At 72.8% G+C, this 26671-nt stretch carries 28 protein-coding genes; 5 read left to right on the top strand and 23 right to left on the bottom strand.

Features of this window, described 5'->3' with window-relative positions; all coding sequences use genetic code 11:
* Positions 1-15: 15 nt before the first annotated feature.
* Entirely contained in the window at positions 16-1110 is a 1095-nt protein-coding gene (gene dxr / locus IEZ24_RS14890) for a 1-deoxy-D-xylulose-5-phosphate reductoisomerase (RefSeq protein WP_165356056.1), read from the bottom strand.
* A 26-nt stretch (positions 1111-1136) separates the two neighbouring features.
* On the opposite strand from dxr, the gene IEZ24_RS14885 reads away from it, so the two are divergent.
* Both IEZ24_RS14885 and IEZ24_RS14880 read left to right on the top strand, forming a co-directional pair.
* Positions 1137-2201 (top strand): tetratricopeptide repeat protein, encoded by a 1065-nt coding sequence (locus IEZ24_RS14885; RefSeq protein WP_165356055.1) that lies wholly within the window; start codon positions 1137-1139, stop codon positions 2199-2201.
* 22 nt (positions 2202-2223) lie between these two features.
* A complete protein-coding gene (locus IEZ24_RS14880; RefSeq protein ID WP_242498445.1) occupies positions 2224-3465 on the top strand; it encodes an AAA family ATPase in 1242 nt (413 codons plus the stop codon).
* A gap of 14 nt (positions 3466-3479) precedes the next feature.
* Here IEZ24_RS14880 and IEZ24_RS14875 read toward each other — a convergent pair whose 3' ends face one another.
* The gene (locus tag IEZ24_RS14875; protein ID WP_129454757.1) at positions 3480-4082 is read right to left on the bottom strand and encodes an AMP-binding protein; all 603 of its coding nucleotides are present in this window, start codon (positions 4080-4082) and stop codon (positions 3480-3482) included.
* A 7-nt stretch (positions 4083-4089) separates the two neighbouring features.
* Positions 4090-5529, bottom strand: a complete 1440-nt coding sequence (locus IEZ24_RS14870) for a M1 family metallopeptidase (RefSeq protein ID WP_129454756.1) — start codon at positions 5527-5529, stop codon at positions 4090-4092.
* Between the two features lie 188 nt (positions 5530-5717).
* On the opposite strand from IEZ24_RS14870, the gene IEZ24_RS14865 reads away from it, so the two are divergent.
* Positions 5718-6626 (top strand): serine protein kinase RIO, encoded by a 909-nt coding sequence (locus IEZ24_RS14865; protein ID WP_129454755.1) that lies wholly within the window; start codon positions 5718-5720, stop codon positions 6624-6626.
* Positions 6627-6772: 146 nt separating this feature from the next.
* Positions 6773-7843, top strand: coding sequence for an LOG family protein (locus tag IEZ24_RS14860; protein ID WP_129454754.1), 1071 nt, complete (start codon positions 6773-6775; stop codon positions 7841-7843).
* Between the two features lie 21 nt (positions 7844-7864).
* Here the strand turns inward: IEZ24_RS14860 and IEZ24_RS14855 are convergent, their stop codons facing one another.
* The 10 genes from IEZ24_RS14855 to rpsB all read right to left on the bottom strand — a co-directional run bounded on the left by IEZ24_RS14855 (position 7865) and on the right by rpsB (position 16431).
* Positions 7865-9034, bottom strand: coding sequence for a glycosyltransferase family 4 protein (locus IEZ24_RS14855; RefSeq protein ID WP_129454753.1), 1170 nt, complete (start codon positions 9032-9034; stop codon positions 7865-7867).
* Positions 9035-9127: 93 nt separating this feature from the next.
* Positions 9128-10264, bottom strand: coding sequence for a 23S rRNA (adenine(2503)-C(2))-methyltransferase RlmN (rlmN, locus tag IEZ24_RS14850; protein WP_129454752.1), 1137 nt, complete (start codon positions 10262-10264; stop codon positions 9128-9130).
* A 58-nt stretch (positions 10265-10322) separates the two neighbouring features.
* Positions 10323-10670 (bottom strand): hypothetical protein, encoded by a 348-nt coding sequence (locus IEZ24_RS14845; RefSeq protein ID WP_242498444.1) that lies wholly within the window; start codon positions 10668-10670, stop codon positions 10323-10325.
* Positions 10671-10748: 78 nt separating this feature from the next.
* Positions 10749-11261: a histidine phosphatase family protein gene (locus tag IEZ24_RS14840; protein WP_129454751.1), complete on the bottom strand. Its 513-nt coding sequence runs from the start codon at positions 11259-11261 to the stop codon at positions 10749-10751.
* 18 nt (positions 11262-11279) lie between these two features.
* Complete coding sequence (locus IEZ24_RS14835) at positions 11280-12062, bottom strand: SDR family oxidoreductase (protein WP_129454750.1); 783 nt, start codon at positions 12060-12062, stop codon at positions 11280-11282.
* An 11-nt stretch (positions 12063-12073) separates the two neighbouring features.
* Positions 12074-12985 carry a phosphatidate cytidylyltransferase gene (locus IEZ24_RS14830; protein WP_129454749.1) on the bottom strand — a complete coding sequence of 304 codons (912 nt, stop codon included), beginning with the start codon at positions 12983-12985 and terminating at the stop codon, positions 12074-12076.
* A gap of 13 nt (positions 12986-12998) precedes the next feature.
* Positions 12999-13553, bottom strand: a complete 555-nt coding sequence (gene frr / locus IEZ24_RS14825; RefSeq protein ID WP_207206778.1) for a ribosome recycling factor — start codon at positions 13551-13553, stop codon at positions 12999-13001.
* Positions 13554-13619: 66 nt separating this feature from the next.
* The gene (gene pyrH / locus IEZ24_RS14820) at positions 13620-14333 is read right to left on the bottom strand and encodes a UMP kinase (protein ID WP_129454747.1); all 714 of its coding nucleotides are present in this window, start codon (positions 14331-14333) and stop codon (positions 13620-13622) included.
* A 146-nt stretch (positions 14334-14479) separates the two neighbouring features.
* Positions 14480-15292, bottom strand: a complete 813-nt coding sequence (gene tsf, locus IEZ24_RS14815; protein ID WP_129454746.1) for a translation elongation factor Ts — start codon at positions 15290-15292, stop codon at positions 14480-14482.
* 113 nt (positions 15293-15405) lie between these two features.
* Positions 15406-16431, bottom strand: a complete 1026-nt coding sequence (gene rpsB / locus IEZ24_RS14810; protein ID WP_129454745.1) for a 30S ribosomal protein S2 — start codon at positions 16429-16431, stop codon at positions 15406-15408.
* Between the two features lie 431 nt (positions 16432-16862).
* On the opposite strand from rpsB, the gene IEZ24_RS14805 reads away from it, so the two are divergent.
* A complete protein-coding gene (locus tag IEZ24_RS14805; RefSeq protein WP_129454744.1) occupies positions 16863-17462 on the top strand; it encodes a M23 family metallopeptidase in 600 nt (199 codons plus the stop codon).
* Positions 17463-17768: 306 nt separating this feature from the next.
* Here IEZ24_RS14805 and IEZ24_RS14800 read toward each other — a convergent pair whose 3' ends face one another.
* The 10 genes from IEZ24_RS14800 to rimM form a co-directional block, all read right to left on the bottom strand.
* A complete protein-coding gene (locus IEZ24_RS14800; protein WP_129454743.1) occupies positions 17769-18716 on the bottom strand; it encodes a tyrosine recombinase XerC in 948 nt (315 codons plus the stop codon).
* 28 nt (positions 18717-18744) lie between these two features.
* The gene (gene dprA / locus IEZ24_RS14795; RefSeq protein ID WP_242498443.1) at positions 18745-19956 is read right to left on the bottom strand and encodes a DNA-processing protein DprA; all 1212 of its coding nucleotides are present in this window, start codon (positions 19954-19956) and stop codon (positions 18745-18747) included.
* The gene (locus tag IEZ24_RS14790; protein ID WP_129454742.1) at positions 19953-21557 is read right to left on the bottom strand and encodes a YifB family Mg chelatase-like AAA ATPase; all 1605 of its coding nucleotides are present in this window, start codon (positions 21555-21557) and stop codon (positions 19953-19955) included. Before IEZ24_RS14790 ends, dprA begins: the two co-directional genes overlap by 4 nt.
* Entirely contained in the window at positions 21557-21958 is a 402-nt protein-coding gene (locus IEZ24_RS14785; RefSeq protein WP_129454741.1) for a YraN family protein, read from the bottom strand. Before IEZ24_RS14785 ends, IEZ24_RS14790 begins: the two co-directional genes overlap by 1 nt.
* 298 nt (positions 21959-22256) lie before the next feature.
* Positions 22257-22565, bottom strand: coding sequence for a DUF2469 domain-containing protein (locus tag IEZ24_RS14780; protein ID WP_129454740.1), 309 nt, complete (start codon positions 22563-22565; stop codon positions 22257-22259).
* On the bottom strand, positions 22562-23284 hold the full coding sequence (locus IEZ24_RS14775) for a ribonuclease HII (protein WP_191192869.1): 723 nt from the start codon (positions 23282-23284) through the stop codon (positions 22562-22564). Before IEZ24_RS14775 ends, IEZ24_RS14780 begins: the two co-directional genes overlap by 4 nt.
* 41 nt (positions 23285-23325) lie before the next feature.
* A complete protein-coding gene (lepB, locus tag IEZ24_RS14770) occupies positions 23326-24096 on the bottom strand; it encodes a signal peptidase I (protein ID WP_242498442.1) in 771 nt (256 codons plus the stop codon).
* Between the two features lie 133 nt (positions 24097-24229).
* Complete coding sequence (gene rplS, locus IEZ24_RS14765) at positions 24230-24580, bottom strand: 50S ribosomal protein L19 (RefSeq protein WP_129454738.1); 351 nt, start codon at positions 24578-24580, stop codon at positions 24230-24232.
* Positions 24581-24775: 195 nt separating this feature from the next.
* Complete coding sequence (gene trmD, locus IEZ24_RS22400; protein WP_129454737.1) at positions 24776-25966, bottom strand: tRNA (guanosine(37)-N1)-methyltransferase TrmD; 1191 nt, start codon at positions 25964-25966, stop codon at positions 24776-24778.
* Complete coding sequence (rimM, locus tag IEZ24_RS14755; RefSeq protein ID WP_242498441.1) at positions 25963-26553, bottom strand: ribosome maturation factor RimM; 591 nt, start codon at positions 26551-26553, stop codon at positions 25963-25965. The genes trmD and rimM overlap by 4 nt, the downstream gene beginning before the upstream one ends.
* Positions 26554-26671: the final 118 nt, after the last annotated feature.

Raw genomic sequence — 26671 nt, 5'->3', positions numbered from 1 at the left:
GTCAGGTCAGGAGCGTCAGGAGCGTCGGATGAGGGCGGCCGCCTCGGCGCGCGCCCAGGCGTCGGCGGCGAGGACGTCGTCCACCGTGAAGTGCTCCCTCGATGGTACGTCGTGGAGGTCCAGGACCTGCGCCACTGTCGACACGATGTCGGGGAACCGCAGCCGGCCGTCGTGGAAGGCGTCGACCGCCACCTCGTTGGCCGCGTTGTAGACCGCGGGTGCGGTGCCGCCCCGCTCCCCCGCCGCCCGGGCGAGCGTGACGGCCGGGAAGACGGCGTCGTCGAGGGGCTCGAAGCGCCAGTCGGCCGCCTTCGTCCAGTCGATGGGCGTCTCGGCGTCGGGCACCCGGTCCGGCCAGCCCATCCCGAGTGCGATCGGGACGAGCATCGTCGGCAGGCCGAGCTGCGCCACCACGGCGCCGTCGACGAACTCCACCATCGAGTGGATCAGCTGCTGCGGGTGCACCACCACGTCGATGCGGTCGAACGGGATGTCGAAGAGCAGGTGCGCCTCGATCACCTCGAGGCCCTTGTTGACCAGGGTCGCGGAGTTGGTGGTGATCACGCGGCCCATCGCGAAGTTGGGGTGGGCCAGCGCCTGCTCCGGGGTGACGGCGGCGAGCTCGGCGGCCGTACGCCCCCGGAACGGGCCGCCCGACGCGGTGAGGACGAGGCGGCGCACCTCCGCGGCGGAGCCGGCGCGCAGGCTCTGCGCGATCGCACTGTGCTCGGAGTCGACCGGGACGATCTGGCCGGGTCGCGCGCGCTCCTTGACGAGGGGGCCGCCGATGATGAGGGACTCCTTGTTGGCCAGCGCGAGGGTGTTGCCGGCGTCGAGCGCGGCGAGGGTCGGCCGGAGCCCGACCGCCCCGGTGATGCCGTTGAGGACCACGTCGCACGTCCGCGCGGCGGCCTCGGTCGAGGCCTCCTCCCCCAGCCCGGCGTACGCCGGCGCGAACTCCGCGACCTGCGCGTCGAACAGGTCCCGGTTGGAGCCGCCGGCGGTGAGCCCGACCACGCGGAAGCGGTCGGGGTTGGCGCGGACGAGGTCGAGCGCCTGGGTGCCGATCGAACCGGTCGAGCCGAGGATCACGATGTCGCGCGCAGTCACCGCGCCAGTTTGTCAGGATGGGCGGCGTGAGCAGCGTTGGGGAGGACTGGCGGGCGCTCGCCCACGCCGAGCAACTGCTCGACCTGCGCCGCAACGCGGAGGCCGAGCAGCGCTTCCGCGACGTGCTTGCGAGCGACCCGCAGTCCGTACGCGCCCTCCTCGGCCTCGGCCGCGCACTGAACCGGCAGGACCGCCACGACGAGGCGGAGCGGGTCGTGCGCAGCGCGCTGGCGCTGGACCCCGAGCACGCGGGTGGCCACCAGGTGCTCGTCGACGTCCTCTGCGACCGCCGGGACGGACCCGCGGCGGTCGCCGCCGCCGAGCGCGCACTGGCGCTCGCACCCCACGACTTCACCTCGCACTACCAGCACGCCCGTGCGCTCCTGAGCCTGCGACGGCCGCGGGTGCGCGACGCGTACGAGGCGGCGTTGCGCGCCGTCGACCTCGCCCCGCACAGCGCCGACGCGCACAACCTCGTCGGCCTCTGCCTGGACTCGCTCGGCTACCACGACCACGCGCAGGCGGCGTTCCGCAACGCCCTCGCCATCGACCCCGGCCACACGCTCGCGCAGAACAACCTCGCGGCCACTGAGCTCGATCGCGGGCGGCTGGGCCGGGCCGCGGGGATGCTGCGCTCGGCCGTCGGCAACGACCCGCAGGAGAAGCGGCTGCACGAGAACCTCGACGCGGTTCTCCTGCTGCTCGGCCGACGGGTCCTGCGGTCGCTCTTCGGCGCGGCGGTGGTCCTCGGCATCATGCTGGCGACCGGCGCGCCGTGGTGGGCCCGCGCGCTCGGCGGCGCGGCGTACGTCGGGGCGGTGGCACTGCTCGTCCACCGCGTGCGTGCCGAGCTGCCCGCGGGCGTCAGCCAGTGGGGGCGCGGGCTCTGGGGGCGCACCCGCTGGACCGGCCGCTACCTGATGGCGCTCCTGGTCCTCCTGTCGGTCGGGGTCCTGCTGCTGGCGTTCGCGCCGTACGCCGTGGCAGTGGCGGCAGGCCTCGCGCTCGCGTCCTCGCTGCAGGTGCTCGGCTTCGTCTGCGTCCTCGGCTGGCTGGGCTACGCCGTGGTGAACCTCGTGCGCGGCCGCTGACGTCCCACCTAGGGTGGGCGCCGTGGACGAGCGCCTGATCGAGAGCCTGGCCGCCGCGGTGCGCGCCGCCCCGGACGACCTGACGCTGCGGCTGCACCTCGCCGGCCTGCTGGTCGACGCCGGGCGCGGACCGGACGCGATCGCGCACGTGGCGACGGTGCTGGCAGCCGACCCGGAGTCGGTCGAGGCGCGCGAGCTGATGGGGCGGGCGATGGGCAGCGCGCCGGTCGCCGGACCCCCGACCGCGGAGGCGCCGAGCCCCGCGGAGCAGCCGGACCCCGCGGAGGCTCCCTCACCGACGACCTTCGACTGGCACGCCGCCGAGTCCGACCTCGGTGAGACCGTGGGCCCGATGTTCGTCGACGGGTCGACCGAGGACCCCGGCCCGGCGGCGTACGACGCCGAGACCGCCGGCGTGCGGCTCGCCGACGTCGGTGGACTGACCGAGGTCAAGAAGCGCCTCGAGGCGAGCTTCCTCGCGCCCCTGCGCAACCCGGAGCTGCGCGCGCTCTACGGCAAGTCGCTGCGCGGCGGTCTGCTGCTCTACGGCCCGCCCGGGTGCGGCAAGACGTTCCTCGCCAAGGCGGTCGCGGGCGAGCTCGGCGCGTCGTTCCTGCACGTGTCGCTGGCCGACGTGCTCGACATGTACATCGGCCAGAGCGAGCGCAACGTCAAGGAGCTGTTCGAGGTGGCCCGCAGCTCGGCCCCGTGCGTGCTGTTCCTCGACGAGCTCGACGCGATCGGCGGCAAGCGCTCGCTGAACCGCAGCTCGGGCGCGCGTACGACCGTCAACCAGCTGCTCACCGAGCTCGACGGCGTCGGGTCGGACAACGAGGGCGTCTTCGTGCTGGCCGCGACGAACCACCCCTGGGACGTCGACCCCGCGCTGCGCCGGCCGGGTCGTCTCGACCGCACCCTCCTGGTGCTGCCACCGGACCGGGAGGCGCGCGAGGCGATCCTGCGCACCCACCTGCGCGACCGGCCGGTGGAGCGCATCGACACCCGACGCCTGGCCAAGGCCACCGACGGCTTCAGCGGCGCCGACCTCGCGCACCTGTGCGAGTCGGCGTCGGAGAACGCCCTGATGGAGTCCGTCGGCTCCGGCCAGGTGCGGATGATCGGGATGGCCGACTTCGACCAGGCCCTCTCCGAGATCCGTCCCTCGATCGGCCCGTGGATGGAGACCGCGCGCAACGTCGCGCTCTACGCCAACGCCTCCGGGGAGTACGACGACCTCGCGACGTGGCTGCGCAAGAAGCGCTGAGGACGCGGCTCGCGCTAGTCCCCCGGCGCGCCGAACGACCAGAACGTCAGTCCGCCGACCTCCACGAGCGTGGCTCCTGCAGGAGCGACGGGCTTCTGGTCGTCCGACGCGCCGAGGGCGGCCAGCACGGTCAGGGTGTCGTCGGCGTGCCGGCACAGGACGGCGTCACCGGGCACGTCGGCGCACGCGGCAGGGTCCGTACGCCCCGCGCGCATCGCGACGTCCCAGGCGAGGTCCTCGCCGTCGACCCTCAGGACCACCCCGTCCGGCGTTCCGGCGAGCACGACCTTGCCCTCGGCGCCCGGCGAGTCGTCGTGCTGGACGACGGCGCCCACGCGGGCGGACGCGAGCACCGCGACCACGGCCGTCTCGTGCGGCAGCGACCCGACGGCGACCTGGTCGCCGAGCCCGACGCCGAAGGCGCGCAGCACCCCGGCGCAGGCGGCCACGTCGGTCAGCAGCCGGGCGAAGCTGTGCTCCACGCCGTCGATCGTCAGCGCCGTGTCTTCCGCCCGCCCCCGGATGACGTGGACGTCGAGGGCGTTGTAGCAGGCGTTGAGGGTGCCGGGGTCGCCGTCGGAGGGCGCGCGGAACCAGTTCACGTCGTCGGTGGTCATCGCGGCCTCAGGCCAGCCCGTTGTCGGCGGTCGCCGCCGGCTTCGCGGGCGTACGCAGCCAGGCCGTGAAGAACGACCCCAGGTCCTGGCCGCTGACCCGCGCAGCCACCTCCTCGAACTCCGCGCTGGATCCGTTGCCGCCCTCCTGCTCGCGGATCCAGCTGCGGACGATCCGCCAGAAGACGGCGTCGCCGACGCGGTTGCGCAACGCCTGGAGCGTCATCGCGCCACGGCCGTAGATGGCGGAGTCGAAGATCCTCTCCGCGCCGGGGTCGCCCACGACCACCCTCCAGAAGTCGGAGGTGGGAGCGACGTTGTCGTAGTAGCTGCGCAGGATCGAGGCACCCGAGCGGCCACCGTGGGTCTCGGCCCACCGCCACTCCATGAAGGTCGCGAACCCCTCGTTGAGCCAGATGTCCGACCACTGCTGCACGGCGATGTCGTCGCCGAACCACTGGTGGGCGAGCTCGTGGACGACGAGGCTGGTGTAGCCGGCGCCGACGGCCGGGTAGGTCGGACGGGTCTGGTTCTCCAGCGCGAAGCCCGGGTTGAGGGCGGTGGTGATGCCGCCGACGACGGAGAACGGGTACGCGCCGAGGTCCTTCTCGAGGCCGGCCACGACGGCGGGGGTCTTCTTCATCAGGCGCATGCTGGCGGCCTGGTCGCGCTCGCTCAGCCGCTGGGAGACCGCGACGAGCCACGGCAGCCCGCGGTGCCGGCCCTTCTCGATCGTGAAGTCACCGGCTGCGAAGAAGGCGAGGTAGGGCACCATCGGCTCGTCCGCGCGCCAGTGCCACGTGGTCGTCCTCCTGCCGACCCTCCTGCCCTTCAGCTCGCCGTTGGAGATGACCTCGCGGCCCTGGGGGACGCGGATCCGCACGTCGACGATCGCCTTGTCGAGCGGGTGGTCGTTGGCGGGGAACCACCAGGGCGCCATGTGCGGCTCGTTCATCGTGACGACCTCGCGCTTGCTGGCGAGCCAGTTGCGCTGCCCGGCGTAGGAGTACTTCGCCGGGCGGCCGGCGTACCTCACCACGACCGCGTGCTCGGTGCCCGCGGCAAGGGGCTGGGCGGGGGTGATCCGCAGCTCGTGCCCCCCGTCGGTCTTCTCGAAGTCGGCCTCGACGCCGTCGACCACCACGTCCGAGACCTTCAGCAGGAAGTCGAGGGAGAAGCTGGACAGGTCCTGGGTCGCGGTCAGCCTCACCGTCGTCCGGCCGCTGAGCCGCTTGGTCCCCAGCGCGTAGCGGTTGGCGATCCGGTAGGACCGGACGTCGATGCCGCCGTTGCCGTCGAGCGGCCAGTAGGGGTCGCCGATCCCGGACGCCCCGGCGACCGGAGCGGCGGCCCGCTCCTCGCCGGTGGCCGGGACGCTGGTGAACGCCACGGCGAGCGTCGCCAGCAGCGCGACGGTCAGGAGGGGCCGGGACATCGCTCGGGTGGTCACCGTCCGAACCTAGCGCGATCAATTCGGTTGCGGTGGCGCACCGTGCTCGTGGACGATGGCGCCGGCGACACCAGCCCGCCGCGTGCAGCCGCACGCAGGTGCCCCGTGACCCGAGAGGAGCCGTGACATGTCCATGACTGTCCTCGGCCTGCCCGCCGACCACCTCTCGCACACACGGAGCACCCACGTTGTCCCACCTGCACACCGATCACACCTTCCCGGAGGACTTCCTCCGGCCTGACGACCGTTCGCCCCTCGAGGGCATCGACGAGTCGTTCGTCTTCACCTACGACACCTACTCCGACGAGCTCGGAGAGGGTCAGCGCTGGTCCCGCTGGGAGGACCTCGAGGCCCTGATGAAGGGTCCCGAGCCGCGCCCCGACTGGGTCGTGACCTCCAGCGGAGCCATCGACACCGAGCTCGGCGTCCTCAAGACGGGCAAGGAGGCCGACGTCTTCCTGCTCGAGCGCGAGGACCCGCACCGCCCGGAGACGGCGGTCGTGATGGCCGCCAAGCGCTACCGCGACACCGACCACCGCTCGTTCCACCGCGCCGCGTCCTACACCGAGGGCCGCTCGATGAAGCGCTCGCGCGACAACCGCGCGCTCAAGCGCAAGTCGACCTGGGGCCGTCAGGTCGCGGCCGGCGAGTGGGCGGTCTCGGAGTGGAACGCGCTGCGTCGCTGCTGGGAGCTCGGCCTCCCGGTGCCCTACCCGGTCCAGATCGACGAGACCGAGATCCTGATGGAGTGGATCACGGTGACCGTCGACGGGAGCACCGAGACCGCCCCGCGCGTGGCCCAGGTCCGTCCGGAGCGCTCGGTCGTGGAGGGCTACTACGAGCAGCTGCGCGACGCGATGGCCACGTTGGCCCAGGCAGGGCTGGTGCACGGCGACCTCTCGCCCTACAACACCCTGGCCGCCGGCGACCGGCTCGTCATCATCGACCTGCCGCAGATGGTGGACCTCGTCGGCAACCCGCGCGGCATGGACTTCCTGCTGCGCGACTGCGCCAACATGTGCGCCTGGTTCCGCTCCCGCGGCCTCGAGGTCGACGAGCAGGAGCTGTTCGGGGAGCTGATGGCGCACGCGTTCTGAGCCGGGCCCGGACCGCTGTGCCAACTCACCGGTTGGCACGCCAACGCGTCGGTTGGCGGCCTGGGGGCCTGCCACGGGCCACTTCCACCACCCAGGTCGCCAACTGATGGGTAGCAGCCGACCCTCGGCCGCCTAGGTTTGCTCCCGTGAAGCACTCCCACGGTCGCCTCGTCGACGTCACCGCCCTGCCCGAGCTCGACCGTCGGCTGGCGGCCGGCGCGACCTCGCTCACGGGGTGGCGCCTGGTCGGGCTCGACCTCACCGACCGCGGACCGGCCCTCCTGCAGCGCTCGCTCGAGCAGGCGCTGTTCCTCGGGTGCGAGTTCGCCGAGGGGGACGACGACGCCGTACGCCGGGCGGGCGCGATGGTGCTCCACGAGATCCCCGGCGTCCCGGTCGACACCTACCGCGCCACCCTCTACTCCCCCGGCGACCTCTACGACACGCCCCGCTACGAGGACAGCCTCGACGCGCGGGCGTACGCCTGGTCCCGACGCGGCGACGGCCCGGACGACACCCTCGCGATGGCGCTGCACGACCACCACGTCGACGCGGCGCTGACCGCCTGGGTGGCCGGTCGAGACGTCGTCGGGGTCATGGGCGGCCACGCGCTCGAGCGCGGCACCCCGGCGTACGCCGACGCGGCCCGCCTCAGCCACGCGCTCGCCGACCGCGTCACCGTCGCCACGGGCGGCGGGCCGGGCGCGATGGAGGCGGCCAACCTCGGGGCGTACGTCCCCGGGGACCTCGAGCCCGCCCTGGCGGCGGTGGCGCCGGTCCCCTCGTACGCCCCCGACGTGGGTGAGTGGGCGCGGGTCGCGCTCGACGTGGTGGGGGCGACGAGCGCCGGTCGGGAGTCGCTCGGCATCCCGACGTGGCACTACGGCCACGAGCCGCCGAACGTGTTCGCCACGTCCATCGCGAAGTTCTTCCACAACGCGCCGCGCGAGGCCGTGCTGCTCGAGGTCTGCAACGCCGGGATCGTGTTCCTGCCGGGTGCCGCCGGGACGGTGCAGGAGGTCTTCCAGGACGCCTGCGAGAACTACTACGCCGACGCCTCCGCCGTGGCCCCGATGGTGCTCGTCGGGCGGCACCACTGGACGGAGCAGCTGCCCGTCTGGCCGCTGCTGCAGGCCCTGGCCCGTGATCGCGCGATGGAGCCGTACGTCCACCTCGTCGACAGCGTCGAGGAGGCCGTCGAGGTGGTGGCCGGGTGAGCTCCCCGCGGCCGCGAGGGCTCAGCCTGCGCGGCGTCGCGTGCCGGCAGGGGCGCTCACGTCGCGGTAGTGGCTCACCAGCAGGTCGTTGACGGCCCGCCAGGTGCGGTCACGCACGCTGAGCCGGGCGGCGGCAGCCATCCGGCGCCGCAGCACCGGCTGCGTCACCAGCCGGTCGACGTGCGCCGCCAGCTCGTCGCCGTCGCCCGGCTCGTAGAGGTAGCCCGCGACGGTGTCGTCGACGACGTCGATCGGTCCGCCCGCCCGCGGCGCGACCACCGGGACGCCGCTGGCCAGGGCCTCCTGGGCGGACTGGCAGTAGGTCTCGTGGCGACCGGTGTGGACGAAGACGTCGAGCGTGGCGTACGCGCGGGCGAGCTCGTCGCCGTGCAGGACCCCGAGGAACGCCGCGTCCGGGAGCAGCGCCCGCAGGCGGGCCTCCTCCGGTCCGCCCCCGACCAGCACCAGCCGTACGCCCGGGAGCCGGTCGACGTGGGCGAGGAGCTCGAGCTCCTTCTCGGGGGCCAGCCGCCCTACGTACCCGACGAGCGCCTCGCCGTGCGGTGCCAGCTCGGCGTGCAGCGCCTCGTCCCGCTTCGCCGGCTCGAAGAGCACCTGGTCCACCCCGCGCGGCCAGCGGGCGACGTCGTCGATGCCGAGCCGGGCGAGCTGGGCGATGCTGGCCGTCGACGGGGCCAGCGTCCGGTCGACACCGAGGTGGATCCGGCGGGTGAGCGACTCCATCGCCCGGGCGCCGCCGGGCACGCCGTAGCGGTCGGCGAACCCGACGAGGTCGGTCTGGTAGATCGCCACGGTGGGGACGCCGAGGGGCCGTGCCGCCTTGGCGGCCTGGTAGCCGAGCGTGGCCGGCGAGGCGATGTGCACGACGTCGGGACGGAACCGTTCCATCGTCGCGCGCAGGCGGCGACGGGTCTCCAGACCGATCCGGAAGTCGGCGTAGAACGGCAGGCTCGCCCCGCGCGCGTGCGTGACCGGGAACCCGGCGTACGTCCCGGGGCCCGTCGGGGCGACCAGCTCGGCCTCGTGGCCCTCCGCCGCCAGGTGCTCCAGCACCCGCCGGACCGAGTTGGTGACGCCGTTGACCTGGGGCAGGAAGGACTCGGTGACCACGAGGACACGGAGCCGGGACGGGGTGGTGCGGCTGCGACGCCGCCTCTCGAGCAGGTCCATGCCACGGACGCTAGGAAGCGACCCGCAACGGAAGCCCCGGTCCGTGCGAAGGTCACGTGAACGGTCTTCGACGCCCCGGCGCCGCGACCCGGGCTACTCCTTGGCGGCGAGCTGCCCGCAGGCGCCGTCGATCTCCCGGCCGCGGGTGTCGCGGACCGTCGTCGGGATGCCCTTGGCCTCGAGGCGCCGGACGAACTCGCGCTCGTCGGCCGGGTCAGAGGCGGTCCACTTCGAGCCCTCGATCGGGTTGAGCGGGATGAGGTTCACGTGGACCCAGCCCCAGTCGCCGTACGAGTTGAGCACGTCGCCGAGCAGGTCGGCGCGGTGCGCCTGGTCGTTGATGCCGCGCATCATGGCGTACTCGATGGAGACCCGGCGCTTGGTCTTCGCCGCGTAGTTCCAGGCGGCCTCGACGGTCTCGGCGACCGAGAAGCGCGTGTTGATCGGGACCAGCTCGTTGCGCAGCTCGTCGTCGGGCGCGTGCAGGCTCAGCGCGAGCGTGACCGGGATGCCCTCGTCGGCGAGCTGGTTGATCCGCGGCACGAGGCCGACGGTGGAGACGGTGACCCCGCGGGCGCTCATCCCGAGGCCGGCCGGCGAGGGGTCGGTGAGGCGGCGTACGGCCCCGATGACCGCCTTGTAGTTGGCGAGGGGCTCACCCATGCCCATGAACACCACGTTGGACACGCGGCCGGGACCACCGGGGACCTCGCCGCGGGCCAGCGAGCGGGCGCCGGCGACGACCTGCTCGACGATCTCGGAGGTCGACATGTTGCGCTGCAGCCCGCCCATCCCGGTGGCGCAGAACGGGCACGCCATGCCGCAGCCGGCCTGGCTCGAGACGCAGATCGTGGCGCGGTCGGGATAGCGCATCAGCACCGACTCGACGAGCGCGCCGTCGAAGAGCTTCCACAGCGTCTTGCGGGTGGTGCCCTTGTCGGCCTCCATCGTGCGCAGCGGCGTCATGAGGTGCGGCAGCAGCGCGGACACGAGCTCGTCGCGCTGACCGGCCGGCAGGTCCGTCATCTCGGCCGGGTCGTCGACGAGGCGGGAGAAGTAGTGGTTCGAGAGCTGCTTGGCACGGAAGCCCGGCAGTCCCATCTCCTCCAGGCGTGCCTTGCGGCCCGCCTCGTCGAGGTCGGCGAGGTGCGGAGGCGGCTTCTTGCGGCCGCGCGGCTCGTCGAAGACGAGGGGCAGGGTCGTGATCGGCTGCTGAGTGGAGTCGGACATCGCCCCGATCCTCCCACCCCGGCGGGCACCGGGTCGATTCAGCGAGCAGGCGAGGGCGTCAGGCGTCGACCATGAAGTAGAGCACCAGCGAGGCCACTCCCAGCACCACGAGGGTCGTGACGACCATCCCGACGAACATGAACTGGGCGAAGCGCCGGGTCTTGCGCTTGACCAGCATCGCGATCGGCACCACGAGGGCGAGCAGCACGAAGGGGAAGAGCTTCTCGGCGGTCTCGTAGGTGAAGAGGAGCCGCAGGATGCCGGCGAAGGCGCCCGGCACGGCCGTGACGTAGAGCATCCCGGCGAAGAAGCCGGTGATGCCGGCGAAGGTGGGGTGGCTGTGGTGCCACCACTCGAAGTGCCGGTCCTGCGGCAGCTCGCCCTGCTGGGCCTCGTGCGTCTCCACGCCGTCAGCCTAGGTGGTCGACGGCGCCCGACGACGCGGGGCACGCGGTGACCGGGGCATCCGGCCGGGTGGTGCCGGTCACGGGTCGACGCGGATGACGTCCGGCATCGCCAGCGACTCCCAGCGCTCGAGGTCGGGCGGCTTCCCCGTCAGGTCGGCCGCCACCAGCGTCCAGGCCGTGCCGTGCCCGACGAGCACGACGTCCGCGCCGGCGTGCACCTCCAGCACCCGGCGTACGGCGGTGGTCACCCGTCTGCGGCAGTCGTCCAGGGGCTCCCACCCGTCGACTGCGGGGCGGTCCGGGTGGTCGAAGGCTCGGCGCACGGCTCCGGCGAAGTCCTCGACCCACTCCCCCGTGCGCTGGTGCTCGCGGAGGTCGGCCAGGACGCCCACCTCGCCGTCGGTGAGGAGCTGGGCCGTCTGCACCGCCTTCGGCTCGGGCGAGGTGAGCCACGCTGCTCGCGCGGGCAGCCGTCCCGAGTCCCGCAGCGCCCACACGCCGTCGTACGCCGCCGGGTCGAGGGCCCACTCGGCGGCGGGGACACCGGGCGTGACGAGGGGACGTCCGTGCCGGACCAGGTGCAGGGTCATCGTGCCGTCACCCCGTCGTCACCCCGCCAGGAACTCCCGCGCCCCGCGCAGCCGGGTCGCGAGCAGCCGCGAGGCGAGGGACGAGTCGAGGCGTACGTCGATGGGGCCGGGGTCGGCGAGGTCGGACCGTCGACCCGCGCGCAGGACGCCGGGGTCCAGGCCGTCGCGCCGGGCGACCAGCCGGCCGAGCTCGAGGCGGCTCACCGGGTCCGCTCCGCCGACGTGCAGCACCCCGCGCACGTCGTTGCCCGCGAGCTCCACCAGGGCCGCCGCCAGGTCGGCGACGTGGACCGGGCAGCGTCGCTCGTCCTGGAAGAGCGCGCCGTCCGCGCCGCGGGCCAGCTCACGGAACAGCGCCTCGTGCTTCGACTCCCCGTCGCCCAGGAGGAGCGAGGTCCGCGCCACCACGACGTCTGCACCGGACGCGAGCGCAGCCGACTCGGCCAGCACCTTGGCCTCGCCGTAGGCCGACACGGGGTCGGGCACCGCCGACTCGTCGTAGGGCTGGTCGGAGCCGCCGAACACGACGTCGGAGGAGACCAGCACCAGGCGCGCCCCGACGCGGGCGGCGGCCTGCGCGACGTGGACAGCGCCGGCTCCCGTGACGTCGGGGTCGGACTGGACGTAGGCGGTGTGCACGACCGCGTCCGGGCGGTGCCGGTCGACGAGCGCGTCGACGGCTGCGGGGTCGCGTACGTCGGCGTCCGCGGAGCCCACCGCCACCACGTCGTGGCCCGCGGCAGCGCGTACGACGTGCCGGCCGAGGTATCCCGTCCGGCCGCCCGTGACCAGCAAGCGCATCTGGGGCTGCCTCAGAAGACGAGGTAGTAGAGGACCAGCCAGATCGGCGCGACCGTCGCCAGCAGCGAGTCGAGTCGGTCCATCAGGCCGCCGTGGCCGGGGATGACCTGGCTCATGTCCTTGATGCCGAGGTCGCGCTTGATGACGGACTCGCACAGGTCGCCCAGGGTGGCCATCACCGCGGCGATCACCCCGAGCAGGACCCCGACCCACCAGTCGCCGCCCAGGAACGCCGTGACCAGCCAGACGCCCACTGCGATCGTGGCGACCAGGGAGCCGACGAAGCCCTCCCACGACTTCTTCGGCGAGATCACCCGGGCCATCGGGTGCTTGCCGAACAGGACACCGGCGACGTAGCCACCGGTGTCGGAGGCCACCGTGATGGCGATGAACGTGACCACGCCGCGCATGCCGGGGTCGTCGAGGTTGAGCCCGAGGACCGGCGCCTTGCCGCCCTCCCCCAGCAGCAGCGCGACGAAGGAGGCGAGGAACGGGACGTAGACCAGGGTGAAGACCGAGGCGGTCGCGTTCTTGACGTAGCCGTCGACGCCTCGTCGCAGGAGCCACAGCATGATCACCAGCGCCGTGACGGCGGTGGCGGTCACCAGCGCCGGCGCACCCCACACGTAGGCGACGACCACCATCACCACGCCGCCGAGCATCAGCGGCTGCTCGGGGATGTCGATCCCCTTGGCCGACAACCCCTTCTGCAGCTCCCAGACCGCCACCACCACCGCGACGGCGACGATGCCCATGAAGGCGGGCTTCCAGAACAGCAGCGACAGCAGGATCGCCGCGACCAGGAGCACCGCGGAGGTGACGGCGGCGCGCAGGTCGCGGCCGGCGCGGCCGTGGTCCTTGGGCGCCTGGTTCGTCGCTCCGGGCTCGGGAGCCGGCGGCGCCGGAGGTTCGGGTGTGCTCATCGAAGGGGGGTGCTCAGACCTCGAGCAGCTCGGCTTCCTTGTGCTTGACCAGCTCGTCGATCTTGTCGGTGTGGGTCTTGGTGAGGGCGTCCAGGCGCTTCTCCGCGCCGGTGACGTCGTCCTTGCCGACCTCGCCGTCCTTCTCGAGCTTCTCGAGGGCCTGCTTGGCCGTGCGGCGCACGTTGCGTACCGACACGCGTCCGTCCTCGGCCTTCGCCTTGGCGAGCTTGATGAACTCCTTGCGGCGCTCCTCCGTCAGCTCGGGGAAGACGCAGCGCAGCACCCTGCCGTCGTTGGCGGGGTTCACGCCGAGGTCGGAGTCGCGGATGGCCTTCTCGATCGCGGTCATCGCACCGACGTCGAACGGCTGGATCAGGATCGTGCGCGCGTCCTGGGAGGTGAAGCTGGCCAGCTGCTGCAGGGGCGTCTGGGTGCCGTAGTAGTCGGCCGTGATCTTGGCGAACATGGCCGGGTTGGCGCGACCGGCGCGGATCGCGGCGAACTCCTCGCGGGTCGCCTCGACGGACTTGCCCATCTTGGCGTCGGCATCGTTCATGACGTCGTTGATCACGGTTGCTCTCTCTCGTCGTACGTCCGTGGTGCGGGCGCGGTGAAGGGTGGTCGCCGGGCCCGGTCAGGCCGAGCTGCTGACCAGCGTGCCAATCTTCTCACCCCGCACGGCGCGCACGATGGTGCCCGGCGTGGAGAGGTTGAAGAAGACCATGTCCATCTTGTTGTCGCGTGCCATCGCGATGCCCGTCGCGTCGGCGACCTTGAGGTCGCGGGCGAGGTACTCGTCGTAGGTCAGCCGGTCGAACTTGACCGCGTCGGGGTTCTGCTTGGGGTCGGAGTCGTAGACGCCGTCCACGCCCTGCTTGCCCATCAGGATCACCTCGCAACGCGTCTCGAGCGCGCGCTGGGCGGCGACGGTGTCGGTGGAGAAGAACGGCATGCCGGCACCTGCGCCGAAGATCACGACGCGGCCCTTCTCCATGTGCCGGATCGCGCGGCGCGGGATGTAGGGCTCGGCGACCTGGCCCATCGTGATGGCGGTCTGCACGCGGGTCTCGACGCCGTGCTTCTCGATGAGGTCCTGCAGCGCGAGGCAGTTCATCACCGTGCCGAGCATCCCCATGTAGTCGGCGCGGGCACGCTCCATGCCGCGCTGCTGGAGCTCGGCGCCGCGGAAGAAGTTGCCGCCGCCCACGACGATGGCGATCTGCACGCCCGACTTGGCGACCTCGGCCACCTCGGAGGCCAAGGCGTTGATGACGTCGAGGTCCAATCCCACCTCGCCTCCGCCGAACACTTCACCGGAGAGTTTGAGGAGGACTCGCTTGTACGCCACGTGCTTCCCTTCGCGCGCCTGGGTGGGTCATCCGAAACCTACCGGCCAGCAGCCCCGGGGGTCGAACCCGGACGCGACCCCCGACGACGGAGGGGCCGTACGCCGTGGCGTACGACCCCTCGTCGGTGATCAGGTGGAGCGTGGCGTCAGGCGCCGACCTCGAAGCGGGCGAACCGCGTCACAGTGGTGCCGGCCTCGTCCAGGACGGCCTTGACCGACTTCTTGGACTCGGTGACCGACTCCTGCTCGAGCAGGACGATCTCCTTGAAGAAGCCACCGAGGCGACCCTCGACGATCTTGGCGATCGCCTGCTCGGGCTTGCCCTCCTCGCGGGTCTTCTGCTCGGCGATGGAGCGCTCGGACTCGACGACGTCGGCGGGGACCTCGTCGCGGGTGAGGTACTGGGCCTTCATCGCGGCGATCTGCATCGCGGCGCCACGGGCGGCGGTCTCGTCACCCTCGAACTCGACCAGCACGCCCACGGCGGGGGGAAGGTCGGCGGCACGCTTGTGCATGTAGGTGACGGTGTTGCCCTCGAAGTAGGCGACCTCGCCCAGCTCGATCTTCTCGCCGATGGTGATGGCCAGGTCCTCGACGACCTCGCCGACGGTCTTGCCGTCGAGCTCGGCGGCCTTGAGGGCCGCGGTGTCGGCGGCCTTGACCTCGTTGGCGACCTCGGCGATCTGCTGCGCCTTGGCGATGAAGTCCTCGTTCTTGGCGACGAAGTCGGTCTCGCTCTTGAGCTCGACCAGCGCGTTGCCGGCAGTGGCGACGAGGCCGGCGGCGGTCTCGCGCTCGGCGCCGCGGGCGGCAGCCTTGGCGGCACCCTTGACGCGGAGCAGCTCGACGGCCTTGTCGAAGTCGCCGTCCGTCTCGGTCAGCGCCTTCTTGCAGTCCATCATCCCGGCCTGGGTCAGCTCACGGAGCTTCTTGACGTCGGCAGCGGTGAAGTTGGCCATGGTCCTTCTTCCTTCGATCCAGAGGGAGTTCTACGTCCGGCTCCGCGAGCCGGCGCGGTGGGACGACGCGGGTCGCCGGCCGCGGGCAGGAGCCCGCGGCCGGCGTGACCTGCTCAGTCCTTCTTGTCGGCCTCGGCCTCGGCGGCGGGCGCCTCGGCAGCAGCGTCCTCGGCGGGAGCCTCGGTCTCGGCGGGAGCCTCGACAGCCGTCTCGGCGTCGTCGGCGGCAGCGGCCTCGGCCGGGGCGTCGGTCGCAGCCTCGGCGGCGGCCTCGGCCTGCGGGGCCTCGGCAGCAGCACCGGTGGCCTCGGAGGCCGGGGTCTCGGCGGTGGCGTCGCCGGTGGCGGCCGCGGCCGTCTTCTCGGCGTCGCCCTCGAGGAGCTCGCGCTCCCACTCGGCCAGGGGCTCCTCGGCACCGACGGTCTCGTCGGCGTCGCCGGCCTTGGCACCCGAGCGGGCGATGAGGCCCTCGGCGACGGCGTCGGCGACCACGCGGGTCAGCAGGCCGACCGCGCGGATGGCGTCGTCGTTGCCCGGGATCGGGAAGTCGACGAGGTCGGGGTCGCAGTTGGAGTCGAGGATGCCGATGATCGGGATGCGCAGCTTGCGCGCCTCCTCGACCGCCAGGTGCTCCTTGTTGGTGTCGACGATCCACACCGCGGAGGGGACCTTGGACATCTCGCGGATGCCGCCGAGGGTCTTGTCGAGCTTGTCGCGCTCCCGCTTCATCTGCAGGAGCTCCTTCTTGGTGCGACCGGAGCCCGCGACGTTGTCGAAGTCGACCTCGTCGAGCTCCTTGAGGCGGTTGATCCGCTGGTGCACGGTCTGGAAGTTGGTGAGCATGCCGCCGAGCCAGCGCTGGTTGACGTAGGGCATCCCGACGCGCGTCGCCTGCTCGGCGATGGCCTCCTGGGCCTGCTTCTTGGTGCCGACGAACATGATGACGCCGCCCCTGGCGACCGTCTCCTTGACGAAGGCGTAGGAGCGGTCGATGTAGGCGAGCGACTGCTGCAGGTCGATGATGTAGATGCCGTTGCGCTCGGTCATGATGAAGCGCTTCATCTTGGGGTTCCAGCGACGGGTCTGGTGACCGAAGTGGACGCCGCTCTCGAGCAGCTGGCGCATGGTGACGACTGCCATGGGTTCTCCTGTTGTAGCGGAGGCGCTCACCGATGTGCCCGACCTTGCGGCAGGTGCGGACCGGGAGCGGACTCCTGTTGGTTTTCAGTTGCTGCGCCCGGCGGGTGCCGGGTGCCCTGACGCTCGCGCGCCGGTCCGATCCGCAGCGTGGAGCTGGCGGAACTGAGGACCGACGCCCACGGGCGGTCCGGAACCAGGGATGCATTCCGACGCGGTCAGCGAGCGTGCGAAGTCAGTCCGGGTGGACTGCTCCGCACATCGTAGGCCTTCTTTTCCCGCATCGGCGAATCCGTGTGGGGCCTCGTCACCGCCCAGCCCGAGCGTGCATCCGGCAGCCACGGACCGTCCACAGCCCGCCGCGCCGGCTCTTCGTCCACAGGCAGGGGCGGCGCGCGCCGCGAGGCGGTGCCGGATCCCGCGACGATCGGCCGATGCGCGCCCTCCTGACCGCCCTCCTGAGCACCCTCCCCGCCGTCGCGCTGACGACCCTCGTCCTGCCCTGGACCTCGCCCGCCGCGTCGGCGTCGGAGGGCCCGGCAGGCGTCTGGCCGCTGGATCCCGAGCCCGAGGTCGTCCGGGGCTTCGAGCCGCCCCCGCACCCGTACGCCGCCGGGCACCGCGGTGCCGACCTGGCCGGGGCACCGGGGCAGGCGGTGCGCGCCGCCCTGCCGGGGACCGTCGGCTTCGCGGGGTCGATCGGCGGCAAGCCCGTCGTGACGGTGCTGCACGGGGGCCGGCGTACGACCTACGAGCCGGTCGCGGCCACCGTGGAGCGCGGCCAGGCCGTCGCAGCGGGCGAGGTGATCGGGCGGCTCGTCCTCACCGACAGCCACTGCTTCCCCGCCTCGTGCCTGCACTGGGGCCTGATCGCGGGCCGGGGTGCGGACGAGGAGTACCTCGACCCGCTCACCCTCGTCGGCGGCGGTCCGGTGCGGCTGCTGCCGCTGTGGCGCGACGAGCCGGTCACGGTCAGGCTTCCGTGGGCTCCGCCGCTCGACGTCTGGCGCCGCCCGGTCGACTGGCTGGTCTGAGGTCGGCGGGCTCGCGGCGGGAGCCCCGCCGCCCCGCAGCGTCATACCGACCGGCACGTATGGGTGCGGGTTCGTCTGACGCTCGGTCCGGGGCCCGCAGCGTCATACCGACCGGCACGTATGAGTGCGGGTACGTCTGACGCTCGGCCCGGGCGCCCGCAGCGTCATACCGACCGGCACGTATGAGTGCGGGTTCGTCTGACGCTCGGCCCGGGCGCCCCCCAGCGTCATACCGACCGGCACGTATGGGTGCGGGTACGTCTGACGCTCGGCCCGGGCGCCCCGCCCCGAGCTGGAGGCCGGGCGTCAGGCGCGCGGGTGGGCCTGCTGGTAGGCCCGGCGCAACCGGTCGGTGGTGACGTGGGTGTAGAGCTGCGTCGTGGCCAGCGATGCGTGGCCGAGCAGCTCCTGCACCGATCGGAGGTCGGCCCCACCCTCGAGCAGGTGGGTCGCGGCCGTGTGCCGCAGACCGTGCGGTCCGATGTCGGGCGCTCCGGGTACGTCGGCGATCCGCCGGTGGACCAGGTCGCGGACGGCTCGCTGGTCGATGCGCCGACCACGGACGCCGAGGAAGAGCGCCGCGCCCGAGCCCTCCACGCGCAGCGACGGCCGTCCGGTCGTCAGCCAGCGGTCGACCGCGCGGCCGGCCGGGACACCGTAGGGCACCGATCGCTCCTTGCGGCCCTTGCCGAAGACGCGTACGACACGACGCTCGGCGTCGACGTCATCGATGTCGAGGCCGACCAGCTCGCCGACGCGGATGCCGGTCGCGTAGAGCAGCTCGAGCATCGCGACGTCGCGGACACCGACGGCGGTTCCGTCGTCGGCACGGGCCGCCGCCGAACGGATCAGCGCCTCGGCCTCGTCCGCGCGCAGGACCGGTGGCAGGGTCTTGTGCTTCTTCGGCGAGCCGAGTGCCGCGCCCGGGTCCGTGGGCACGCGGCCGGTGCGGTGCAGCCACGCGGTGAAGACCCGCGCGGCCGTGGCGCGGCGCGCGATCGTCGTACGGCTGCGGCCGGTGGTCTGCAGCTTCGCCAGCCAGCTGCGCAGCGTGCGCAGGTCGAGATCGGCGACGTCGTCGACGCCCAGGCGTACGCAGTGGTCGAGCAGACCGGCGATGTCGCCGAGGTAGGCGCGGACGGTATGGGGGGCGAGGTCGCGCTCGGAGACGAGGTGACGCTCGTAGTCGCCCAGCAGCCGGACCAGCCCCTCTGGGAGGGCCTCGGCGCCGGGCTCGGCCTCGCTGTCGCTCACTCCCGCATCGTAGGTGTCCCGGCGCCCCTCATCCCGCACCTGCGAGTCGCCAGCCCCCGTCGACCCGGTCGACGAACCCCCTGGCCTCGAGACGACTGAGCGCGCCCATCGCGTCGCGGACGTGGAGCAGGCTCTGGCTTGCGATGGCGTCCACCGCCATGGGCGACGCGGGCGGCACCTGCTCGAGCACCCGCCGATCGACCGCACTGAGCCGGTCACGGGGCCGCTCCGGCCCGCGTGGCACCTCGACCAGGTGCTCCCCCGACCCGCCGACGACCTCGAGCACCTCGGAGCCGTGGGTCACGAGGGTGGCGCCGCCACGCCGCAGGCACTGGTGCACGCCCGCCGAGGTGTAGCTCGTCACCGGACCCGGAACGCCCATCACCGCCCGGCTCATCTGCTCGGCCCACCCGACGGTGTTGAGGGCACCGCTGCGCAGTGCCGCCTCGACGAGCACCGTCCCACGCGTGAGCGCCGCGATCAGGCGGTTGCGCGCCAGGAAGCGCAGCTGCGTCGGACCTGATCCCGGCGGCTGCTCCGACACCACGGCGTACTCGGCTGCGAGGTGGGCCAGCAGCGGACGATTCTTCTCCGGGTAGACCCGGTCGACACCGCAGGCGAGCACCGCGACCGTGGCCCCGCCGGCTCGCAGCGCGGCGTCGTGGGCGGCGAAGTCGATGCCGAGCGCGCCGCCCGAGACCACGGGCACGCCGGACAGGGCGACATGGTGGGAGATCGCTCGCGCGGTTTCGATGCCGTAGACCGAGGCGTCCCTCGAGCCGACCACCGCGACCGAGCCGGCCAGCTCGGTCAGCGGCATCGGACCACGCACCCAGATGCCCGGCGGGGACCCGCCGAAGGTCACCGGCTCCCCCTCCGCGCTGTCCCCTGAGGTCCGGCACCGGTGGTCGAGCTGGTCGACCTGGTCGAGGTCGTCGAGCCCGGGTGGCCACTCGCGGTCTCCCGGCACCAGGAACCGGATGCCACGCCGCCCGGCCTGCTCGAGCTGGCGAACGGGGTCGACCCCGGCCAGCCTCTCCGCGAGGCCGCTGCCCGGCTTGGGCACCAGCTGCTCGGCCAGCGCCCGCTGCGCACCGAGGTCGCGAACCAGCCGCGAGGTGGTGATGTCGCCCGGCTCGACGCCGACACTCAGCACGACCCGTGCGAGCCGGTCGGCCTCGGCCGCCGTCCCACCGCCCACATCGGCGCCGGAGTCCCCGACGCTCCGCAGCCCGCTCACGAGGCAGCCACCGCGACCGCCTCCGCGGGCAGGCTCCGGGCCGGATCGCTGGAGCGCAGGGCCAGGGCCACCCGCGCCTCCTCCTCCCCGGGGCGGGGCACGCCGGCGCAGTCGGCGACCGTCCAGGCAAGTCGCTGGACCCGGGTGAGGCCACGCCGGGTGAGCCGGCCGTCCGCGAGCTCGCCGTCCACGAGATGCTGCGCGTCGGGCGTGAGCGGCCACCGCTGGTCGAGCACGGGTCCGGGAGCGGCCGCGTTGAGCATCCAGTCGCAGCCGCGGTAGCGGGCGGCCTGGCGCTCCCGGGCCGCGGACACCCGGGCTCGTACGTCGGCGGACGACTCCCTGGCCGGCGCGTAGGGGGCCTGTGACATCCGTGGCTGCGGGCGGACCTCCATCCAGATGTCGACCCGGTCGACGATCGGACCGCTGAGCTTGCGCAGGTAGTGCTGGCGCTGGACGGGGCTGCACTCGCACGCGCTGCCCGACAGTCCGTGGTACCGGCCACAGGGGCAGGAGTTGGCGGCCAGCACGACCAGCGAGCGGGCCGGGTAGGTCGCGGACTCCTCGCCGCGCGCGATGGTCACCTCGCCGGACTCCATCGGCTGCCGCATGGCCTCCACGACGTCGGCGCGGAAGTGCGGGAACTCGTCGAGGAAGAGCACCCCGTGATGGGCGAGGCTCACCTGGCCCGGCCGCACCCGGCCCGTACCGCCGCCGAGCACGCTGGCGCCGGTGGCGGAGTGGTGCGGTGCGTACCACGGCGGGCGCCGCAGCAGACCGGACCCGTCGGGGAGCGTGCCGGCGACCGAGTGCAGCGCGGTCACCTCCAGGGACTGCTCGGTCGTCAGGTCGGGCAGGATCGTGGGGATCCGCTCGGCGATCGAGGTCTTCCCGGAGCCGCGTGGACCGACCAGCATCAGCGGGTGCCCGCCGGCGGCAGCCACCTCGACGGCGTAGCGCACGTCCTCGAGGCCGTCGACGTCGCTGAGGTCGACGCCGGCGAGGCGGTCCTCGCCGCGCCACGTCGCCAGGGGGCTCGCGGACGGCGCGACCACCGGCGAGGCCTCGGGCACCTCGGCCCCACGGAGCACGGCCGACACCTGCGCGAGGGACCTGACCCCGAACACCGTCATGCCCGGCACCAGGGACGCCTCGGCCGCCTGCGGCTCCGGCACGAACACGCGCGTCAGCCCGTGGGCCGCTGCCGCGATCACCATCGGGAGCACGCCCGGGACCGGGCGCAGTCCGCCGGAGACCGACAGCTCCCCCACGAACGCCCAGCCGTCGAGCAGGTCGGGGGTGAGGTCCCTGCAGGACGTGTCCGCCGCCAGCACCGCGACGGCGATCGCCAGGTCGTAGTGGGTGCCACCCTTGGGGAGATCGGCCGGCGAGAGCAGCACCGTGACCCGCTTGGTCGCCGGCCAGCGCCCGCAGTCGTTGTTGATGGCCATCCGCACCCGGTCGCGGGCCTCGGAGAGGCTCTTGTCGACGCGGCCCACCAGTGTCGTGCCGACGACCCCGGGCGAGACGTCGACCTGCACGTCGATCACGTGCCCGTCGGCTCCCTTGAGGGCCAGGGAGCGGGCCGTCGCGAAGGCCATCAGCCGGCCCCCTCGACGTGCTCGATCTCGACCGGCATCCCCGGGGGCGCCAGGACCCCGACCATGTCGATGCGGACGTCGTCGGGGTGGCAGTCGTGGACCCGCAGCCACCGGGCGGCAAGCCGCCGCAGCCGGTCGAGCTTGCGCTGGTCGATGGCCTCGAGCGGCGCGCCGTAGGCGGTCGAGGTGCGGGTCTTCACCTCGCAGACGACCAGCACCCGGCCGTCACGCAGCACGAGGTCGATCTCGCCGGCGTCGCAGCGCCAGTTGCGGTCGATCACCTCCATGCCGAGACCGGTCAGGTGTCGGGCGGCGATGGCCTCCCCGCGCTGGCCGAGCAGACGCTTGCGCTCGGCGGCGGGGTCGCGGGCGAAGGGGGAGGCGGCAGCGGTTCGGGCCATCGTGGGGGCCTTCCGGGTCGAACGGATCGGGAAGGGACCAGCACACCGCGACGCACCGACCGTGGCGCGCTGCGCGGTGCGCCGGCTGTGGAGAACGGCTGCGGGAAGCCGCCTGTGGACGGTTCGCGGCCCTCGGCGCGCGCCGGCGTACGGCTGGTCACCGCCGTCGGACGGCACGACCTCGAGGGGTGGTCCGACACTTCGTGGGGGTTGCACGGGCCGCGAAGTGGCGGACTCCCCGCTCGAGCGGGGAGTCCCCGACCGGGCGCCGAGCCGCCCCCGGATCACACGAGCCTCGTCAGTCCTTCGGCGGGTCGATCTCCTGGGCCGCGAGCTCCTCGACGTTGACGTCCTTGAAGGTCAGCACCTTCACGTTCTTGGCGAAGCGCGCAGGCCGGTACATGTCCCACACCCACGCGTCGCTCATCGACACCTCGAAGAACACGTCCCCGCTCTCCGAGCGGGCCTTCACGTCGACCTGGTTGCAGAGGTAGAAGCGGCGGTCGGTCTCCACGACGTACTTGAAGATGCCGACGACGTCGCGGTACTCGCGATAGAGGGTGAGCTCCATCTCGGTCTCGTACTTCTCGAGATCCTCGGCGCTCATGCGTCCTCCTCCACGGTGTCGCCCCCCGGTGCCGGCTGGTCCTCCCCGACACTAGTGGCCGCCTCCAGCCCCAGCGCCGGCATCGGCTCGAGACCCGCCGCGCGGCGTACGTTGACGAACCGCATCCGGTGGACCGGCGAGGGTCCGTGCTCGGCGAGCGCGGCCTCGTGCTCGGCGGTGATGTAGCCCTTGTGGGTCGCGAAGTCGTACGCCGGCCAGTCGTCGTGCATGCCGACCATGAGCCGGTCGCGGGTCACCTTGGCGATGACGGAGGCGGCGGCGATGCACGCTGCGACCCGGTCGCCCTTCCAGACCGCGAGGCCGGGCACGCCGAGCCCGTCGACGGGGAACCCGTCGGTGAGGACGTACGCCGGGCGCGTCGAGAGCCGGGCGACCGCCCGGCGGAGCGCCTCCACGTTGGCGACGTGCATGCCGAGCCGGTCGCACTCCTCGTTGTCGATGACCACGACGGACCACGCCACGGCGCGGCGCACGACCTGGGCGTAGACCCGCTCGCGCGCGGCCTCGGTCAGCAGCTTGCTGTCCGCGAGCCCCGGCACGATCCCGGCCTTGCCGGGCGGCAGCACGACCGCTCCGGCGACCAGCGGGCCCGCGCACGCCCCGCGACCGGCCTCGTCGACGCCCGCGACCGGCTCGAGCCCGGCCCGGCGCAGGGCGCGCTCGTAGCCGTAGATCCCGGCGTCGCGGCGTACGGTCACGCCGCCGGGCAGGGGCTGCGGCGGCAGGTGTGACGGGGAGGTCACGGTGCCGGGTCCGGCACGTCCTCGAACGTGGCCGGACGGGTGTCCCAGCGGAAGCGGTCGGCGGGCCAGAGGAGGACGAAGACCTTGCCGACGACCAGGTCGACCGGGACGAACTCGTCGCCGGGAACGCACTCGGTCTCGTCGGACTGGCACATCTTCTGCGAGGAGTCGGCCGAGCGGGAGCGGTTGTCGCCCATCACGAAGATGTGGCCGTCGGGGATCGGTCCGACCGACCACTTCTCGTCGCACGCGCTGTTGGTCGGCATCGGGCCGTTGCAGGCCGCGCCGCCACGCTTGACGTAGGCGCCCTCGACGAGCGGCTGCCCGTTGACGATGAGGCGGCCCCGGTCGTCGCAGCACTCGATCGTGTCGCCCGCGACGCCGATGACGCGCTTCACCAGGTGCCCGCCGGTCGGGTAGAGGCCGATCTTGGCCATCACCTTGGCGACCGGGTTGGTCGGCCCCGCGGAGTCCATCGGCGGCAGCCAGCCGCCCGGGTCCTTGAAGACCACCACGTCGCCGCGCCCGGGTGCCTCGTCGCCCCAGTAGGAGACCTTCTCGATGAGGATCCGGTCGTTGAGGATCAGGCCGGGCTCCATCGACTCCGACGGGATGTAGAAGGCCTGGACGAAGAAGGTCTTGATGACCACCGCCAGCACGAGGGCGACCCCCAGCAGGAGGATCGTCTCCTGCCACAGCGGCAGCTGCTTGCGCTTGCCGCGGCGCGTCCTGTGCTCGCCGTCACCGCTCACCACGTCGTCCCCCACCGGCTCCCCTGCATGCGACGACCGCGGTTCCTCGTCCATCGAGACAGACGTGGAACCGCGGTCATCAGAAGTCACTCGCAGAGACTAACCAGTCCCTGGTCGGAGCCACGCCCCGCGGGGCGCGGTCCGAGGATCACGCCTCGCGGCGCTCCTTGATCTTGGCAGCCTTGCCGCGCAGGTTGCGCAGGTAGTAGAGCTTGGCGCGGCGCACGTCACCGCGGGTCACGATCTCGATCTTCTCGAAGATCGGGGAGTTGACCGGGAAGGTCCGCTCGACGCCGACGCCGAAGGAGACCTTGCGGACGGTGAAGGTGCGGCCGATGCCGGATCCGTGGACGCGGATCACGACGCCCTGGAACACCTGGACACGAGAGCGGCTGCCCTCGATGACCTTGACGTGGACCTTGACGGTGTCGCCGGCGCGGAAGTCCGGGACGTCGTCACGCTTGATGGCGGTGCCGAGGTCGGCGATGACGTTGGTCATGACGTTGCTCCTCGCGAGTGCCACAGGTCAGCCGCGGATTCTGGTGGTGGAATCGGTTGGTGCCCGGTCCGGCCGGCCGACGCGCCCCCTGTGGCAGGTGCGGTTCGGCGGATCCCCGGTGCGGTGCATCCTGCGATGCCTCCGGGCGACCCTGGCCTCGAGCAGACCAAGGGTGAAGTCTGCCAGAGTGCGGGGTCAGCGTGAAATCCGGCCGCGCACCTTCTTGGTGAGCACGACCGCGCCCGCGGGAGCCGCCCGGTCGGAGCGCAGCCGGAAGCCGGCCTTCTTGTACATCCGCAGGTTGTCGGCCGAGCCCGCGCCCGTGAACAGCACGTACGTCTCGACGTCGGCGGGGGCGAGGCCCTCGACCAGCTCCAGCAGCGCGCGCCCGAGGCCGCGGCCCTGGAGGTCGGGGGCGACCATCACCCGGCCGATGTCCCACTCCCCGGCAGGGTCGACGTGCGTGTCCACCCGCCCCCGTACGGCTCCGACCAGGCGCCCGGAGGACGGCTCGCGGGCGACCATCACCGTCCACTCCCCCAACCCGCGGCGCACGTCGTCGAGCGACTCGCGCAGCGCCGGGATCTCGACCCCGGGGTTGGCCTCCAGCTCCTGGAGCCAGCAGGCCCGCTGCAGGGTGTAGAGCTCGCCGGCGTCGGCGGGGACGGCGGGACGTACGTCGAGGTCGGCGAGGGCGCCGACCGTCGCTGTCGGCGGCAGCAGGTCAGGGCGTCGCTCGGCGGTGCGCCGGGCGGCCTGCTCGCGCCGCCAGGCCGCGATCCGGGCGTGGTCGCCGGACAGCAGCACGTCGGGGACGTCGCGGCCCTGCCAGGACGCCGGCTTGGTGTAGACGGGGTACTCCAGGAGCCCGTCGGCGTGCGACTCCTCCACCAGCGAGTCGGCGTTGCCCATGAAGCCGGGCAGGAGGCGTACGACCGCCTCGGTGATCGCGAGCGCGGCGACCTCGCCGCCGTTGAGGACGTAGTCCCCGAGGCTGATCTCGCGGACCGTCCCGACGGTCGCGGCGTGCTCGATGACCCGCTGGTCGATGCCCTCGTAGCGACCGCACGCGAAGACGAGGTGCTCGTGCCCGCTGAGCTCCTCGGCGAGGGCCTGGGTGAACGGCTCGCCGCTCGGGGTGGTGAAGATGATCGTGGCGCCCTGCGCGACCGCGTCGAGCGCCCGGCCCCAGGGCTCGGGCTTCATCACCATGCCCGCGCCGCCGCCGTAGGGCGTGTCGTCGACCGTGTGGTGCCGGTCGGTCGTCCACTGCCGCAGGTCGTGGACCGCGACGTCGAGCAGGCCCTTGTCGCGCGCCTTGCCGGGCAGGCTCAGCTCCAGCGGGGCGAGGTAGTCGGGGAAGATCGTGACGACGTCGATCCTCACGCGCCGGACCCCTCGTCGTCCGGCCCCTGCTCGTCGGGGAAGGGCGAGACCAGTCCCGGGCGGTCGGCCACCACGACCCGGCCGGCGACGAGGTCGACCTCGGGCACCAGCGCGGTGACGAACGGCACCAGGGCGTCGCGGCCGTCGGGGGTCCGTACGGTCAGCAGGTCCTGCGCCGAGCCGTGGACGAGCGCCTTCACGGTGCCCAGCGCGGTGCCGTCGAGGTCGACGACGTCGAGGCCCACGAGCTGGTGGTCGTAGTACTCGTCGGGGTCGTCGGGCGACTCGTCGTGACCGATCGTGGCGTACAGGACGGTGCCGCGCGCCGCCTCGGCGGCGTTGCGGTCGGCGAGCTCCTCGAAGGTGACGAGCAGGGTGCTCTGGTGCCAGCGGGCACGGGCGACGGTGAGCGCCGAGGGGCGGCGGTCGGCGCCGGCGGGGGCCGCGGCGCGCAGCGTCGTGCCGGGGGCGAAGCGCCGGTCGGGCTCGTCGGTGCGTACGTCGAGGGTGACCTCGCCGCGGATGCCGTGGGGCTTGCCGATGCGGCCGACCACGACCTCGATGTCGCCGGGTTCCTGGGGACTCACAGCGTCAGCGTAGAGGGACTGCCGCCTGAGTCTCCCAGCGACTCAGCCGCCAGGGCCCGTCTCGAGAATGCCACTGACCCGGCAGAGGATCTCTGCCGGGTCAGTGTGAGGTGCTGTG

Origin of the sequence: Nocardioides ganghwensis (genome assembly GCF_014779655.1) — a bacterium.
GTDB classification, from domain to species: Bacteria; Actinomycetota; Actinomycetes; order Propionibacteriales; family Nocardioidaceae; genus Nocardioides; species Nocardioides ganghwensis.
The sequence above is the reverse complement of the archived record's forward strand: the minus strand, read 5'-3'. Positions and strand labels throughout refer to the sequence as shown.

What these genes read in the sequence shown, in the direction of transcription:
- IEZ24_RS14875 (WP_129454757.1), bottom strand. Translation starts at nt 4,082, where the DNA reads ATGACCACCGACGACGTGAACTGGTTCCGCGCGCCCTCCGACGGCGAC.
- IEZ24_RS14835 (WP_129454750.1), bottom strand. Translation starts at nt 12,062, where the DNA reads ATGCGCTTGCTGGTCACGGGCGGCCGGACGGGATACCTCGGCCGGCAC.
- rpsB (WP_129454745.1), bottom strand. Translation starts at nt 16,431, where the DNA reads ATGGCAGTCGTCACCATGCGCCAGCTGCTCGAGAGCGGCGTCCACTTC.
- IEZ24_RS14855 (WP_129454753.1), bottom strand. Translation starts at nt 9,034, where the DNA reads ATGGACCTGCTCGAGAGGCGGCGTCGCAGCCGCACCACCCCGTCCCGG.
- IEZ24_RS14780 (WP_129454740.1), bottom strand. Translation starts at nt 22,565, where the DNA reads ATGAGCGCCGAGGATCTCGAGAAGTACGAGACCGAGATGGAGCTCACC.
- rplS (WP_129454738.1), bottom strand. Translation starts at nt 24,580, where the DNA reads ATGACCAACGTCATCGCCGACCTCGGCACCGCCATCAAGCGTGACGAC.
- IEZ24_RS14785 (WP_129454741.1), bottom strand. Translation starts at nt 21,958, where the DNA reads ATGGCCCGAACCGCTGCCGCCTCCCCCTTCGCCCGCGACCCCGCCGCC.
- IEZ24_RS14790 (WP_129454742.1), bottom strand. Translation starts at nt 21,557, where the DNA reads ATGGCCTTCGCGACGGCCCGCTCCCTGGCCCTCAAGGGAGCCGACGGG.
- rlmN (WP_129454752.1), bottom strand. Translation starts at nt 10,264, where the DNA reads ATGTCCGACTCCACTCAGCAGCCGATCACGACCCTGCCCCTCGTCTTC.
- IEZ24_RS14830 (WP_129454749.1), bottom strand. Translation starts at nt 12,985, where the DNA reads ATGAGCACACCCGAACCTCCGGCGCCGCCGGCTCCCGAGCCCGGAGCG.
- tsf (WP_129454746.1), bottom strand. Translation starts at nt 15,292, where the DNA reads ATGGCCAACTTCACCGCTGCCGACGTCAAGAAGCTCCGTGAGCTGACC.
- IEZ24_RS14805 (WP_129454744.1), top strand. Translation starts at nt 16,863, where the DNA reads ATGCGCGCCCTCCTGACCGCCCTCCTGAGCACCCTCCCCGCCGTCGCG.
- IEZ24_RS14840 (WP_129454751.1), bottom strand. Translation starts at nt 11,261, where the DNA reads ATGACCCTGCACCTGGTCCGGCACGGACGTCCCCTCGTCACGCCCGGT.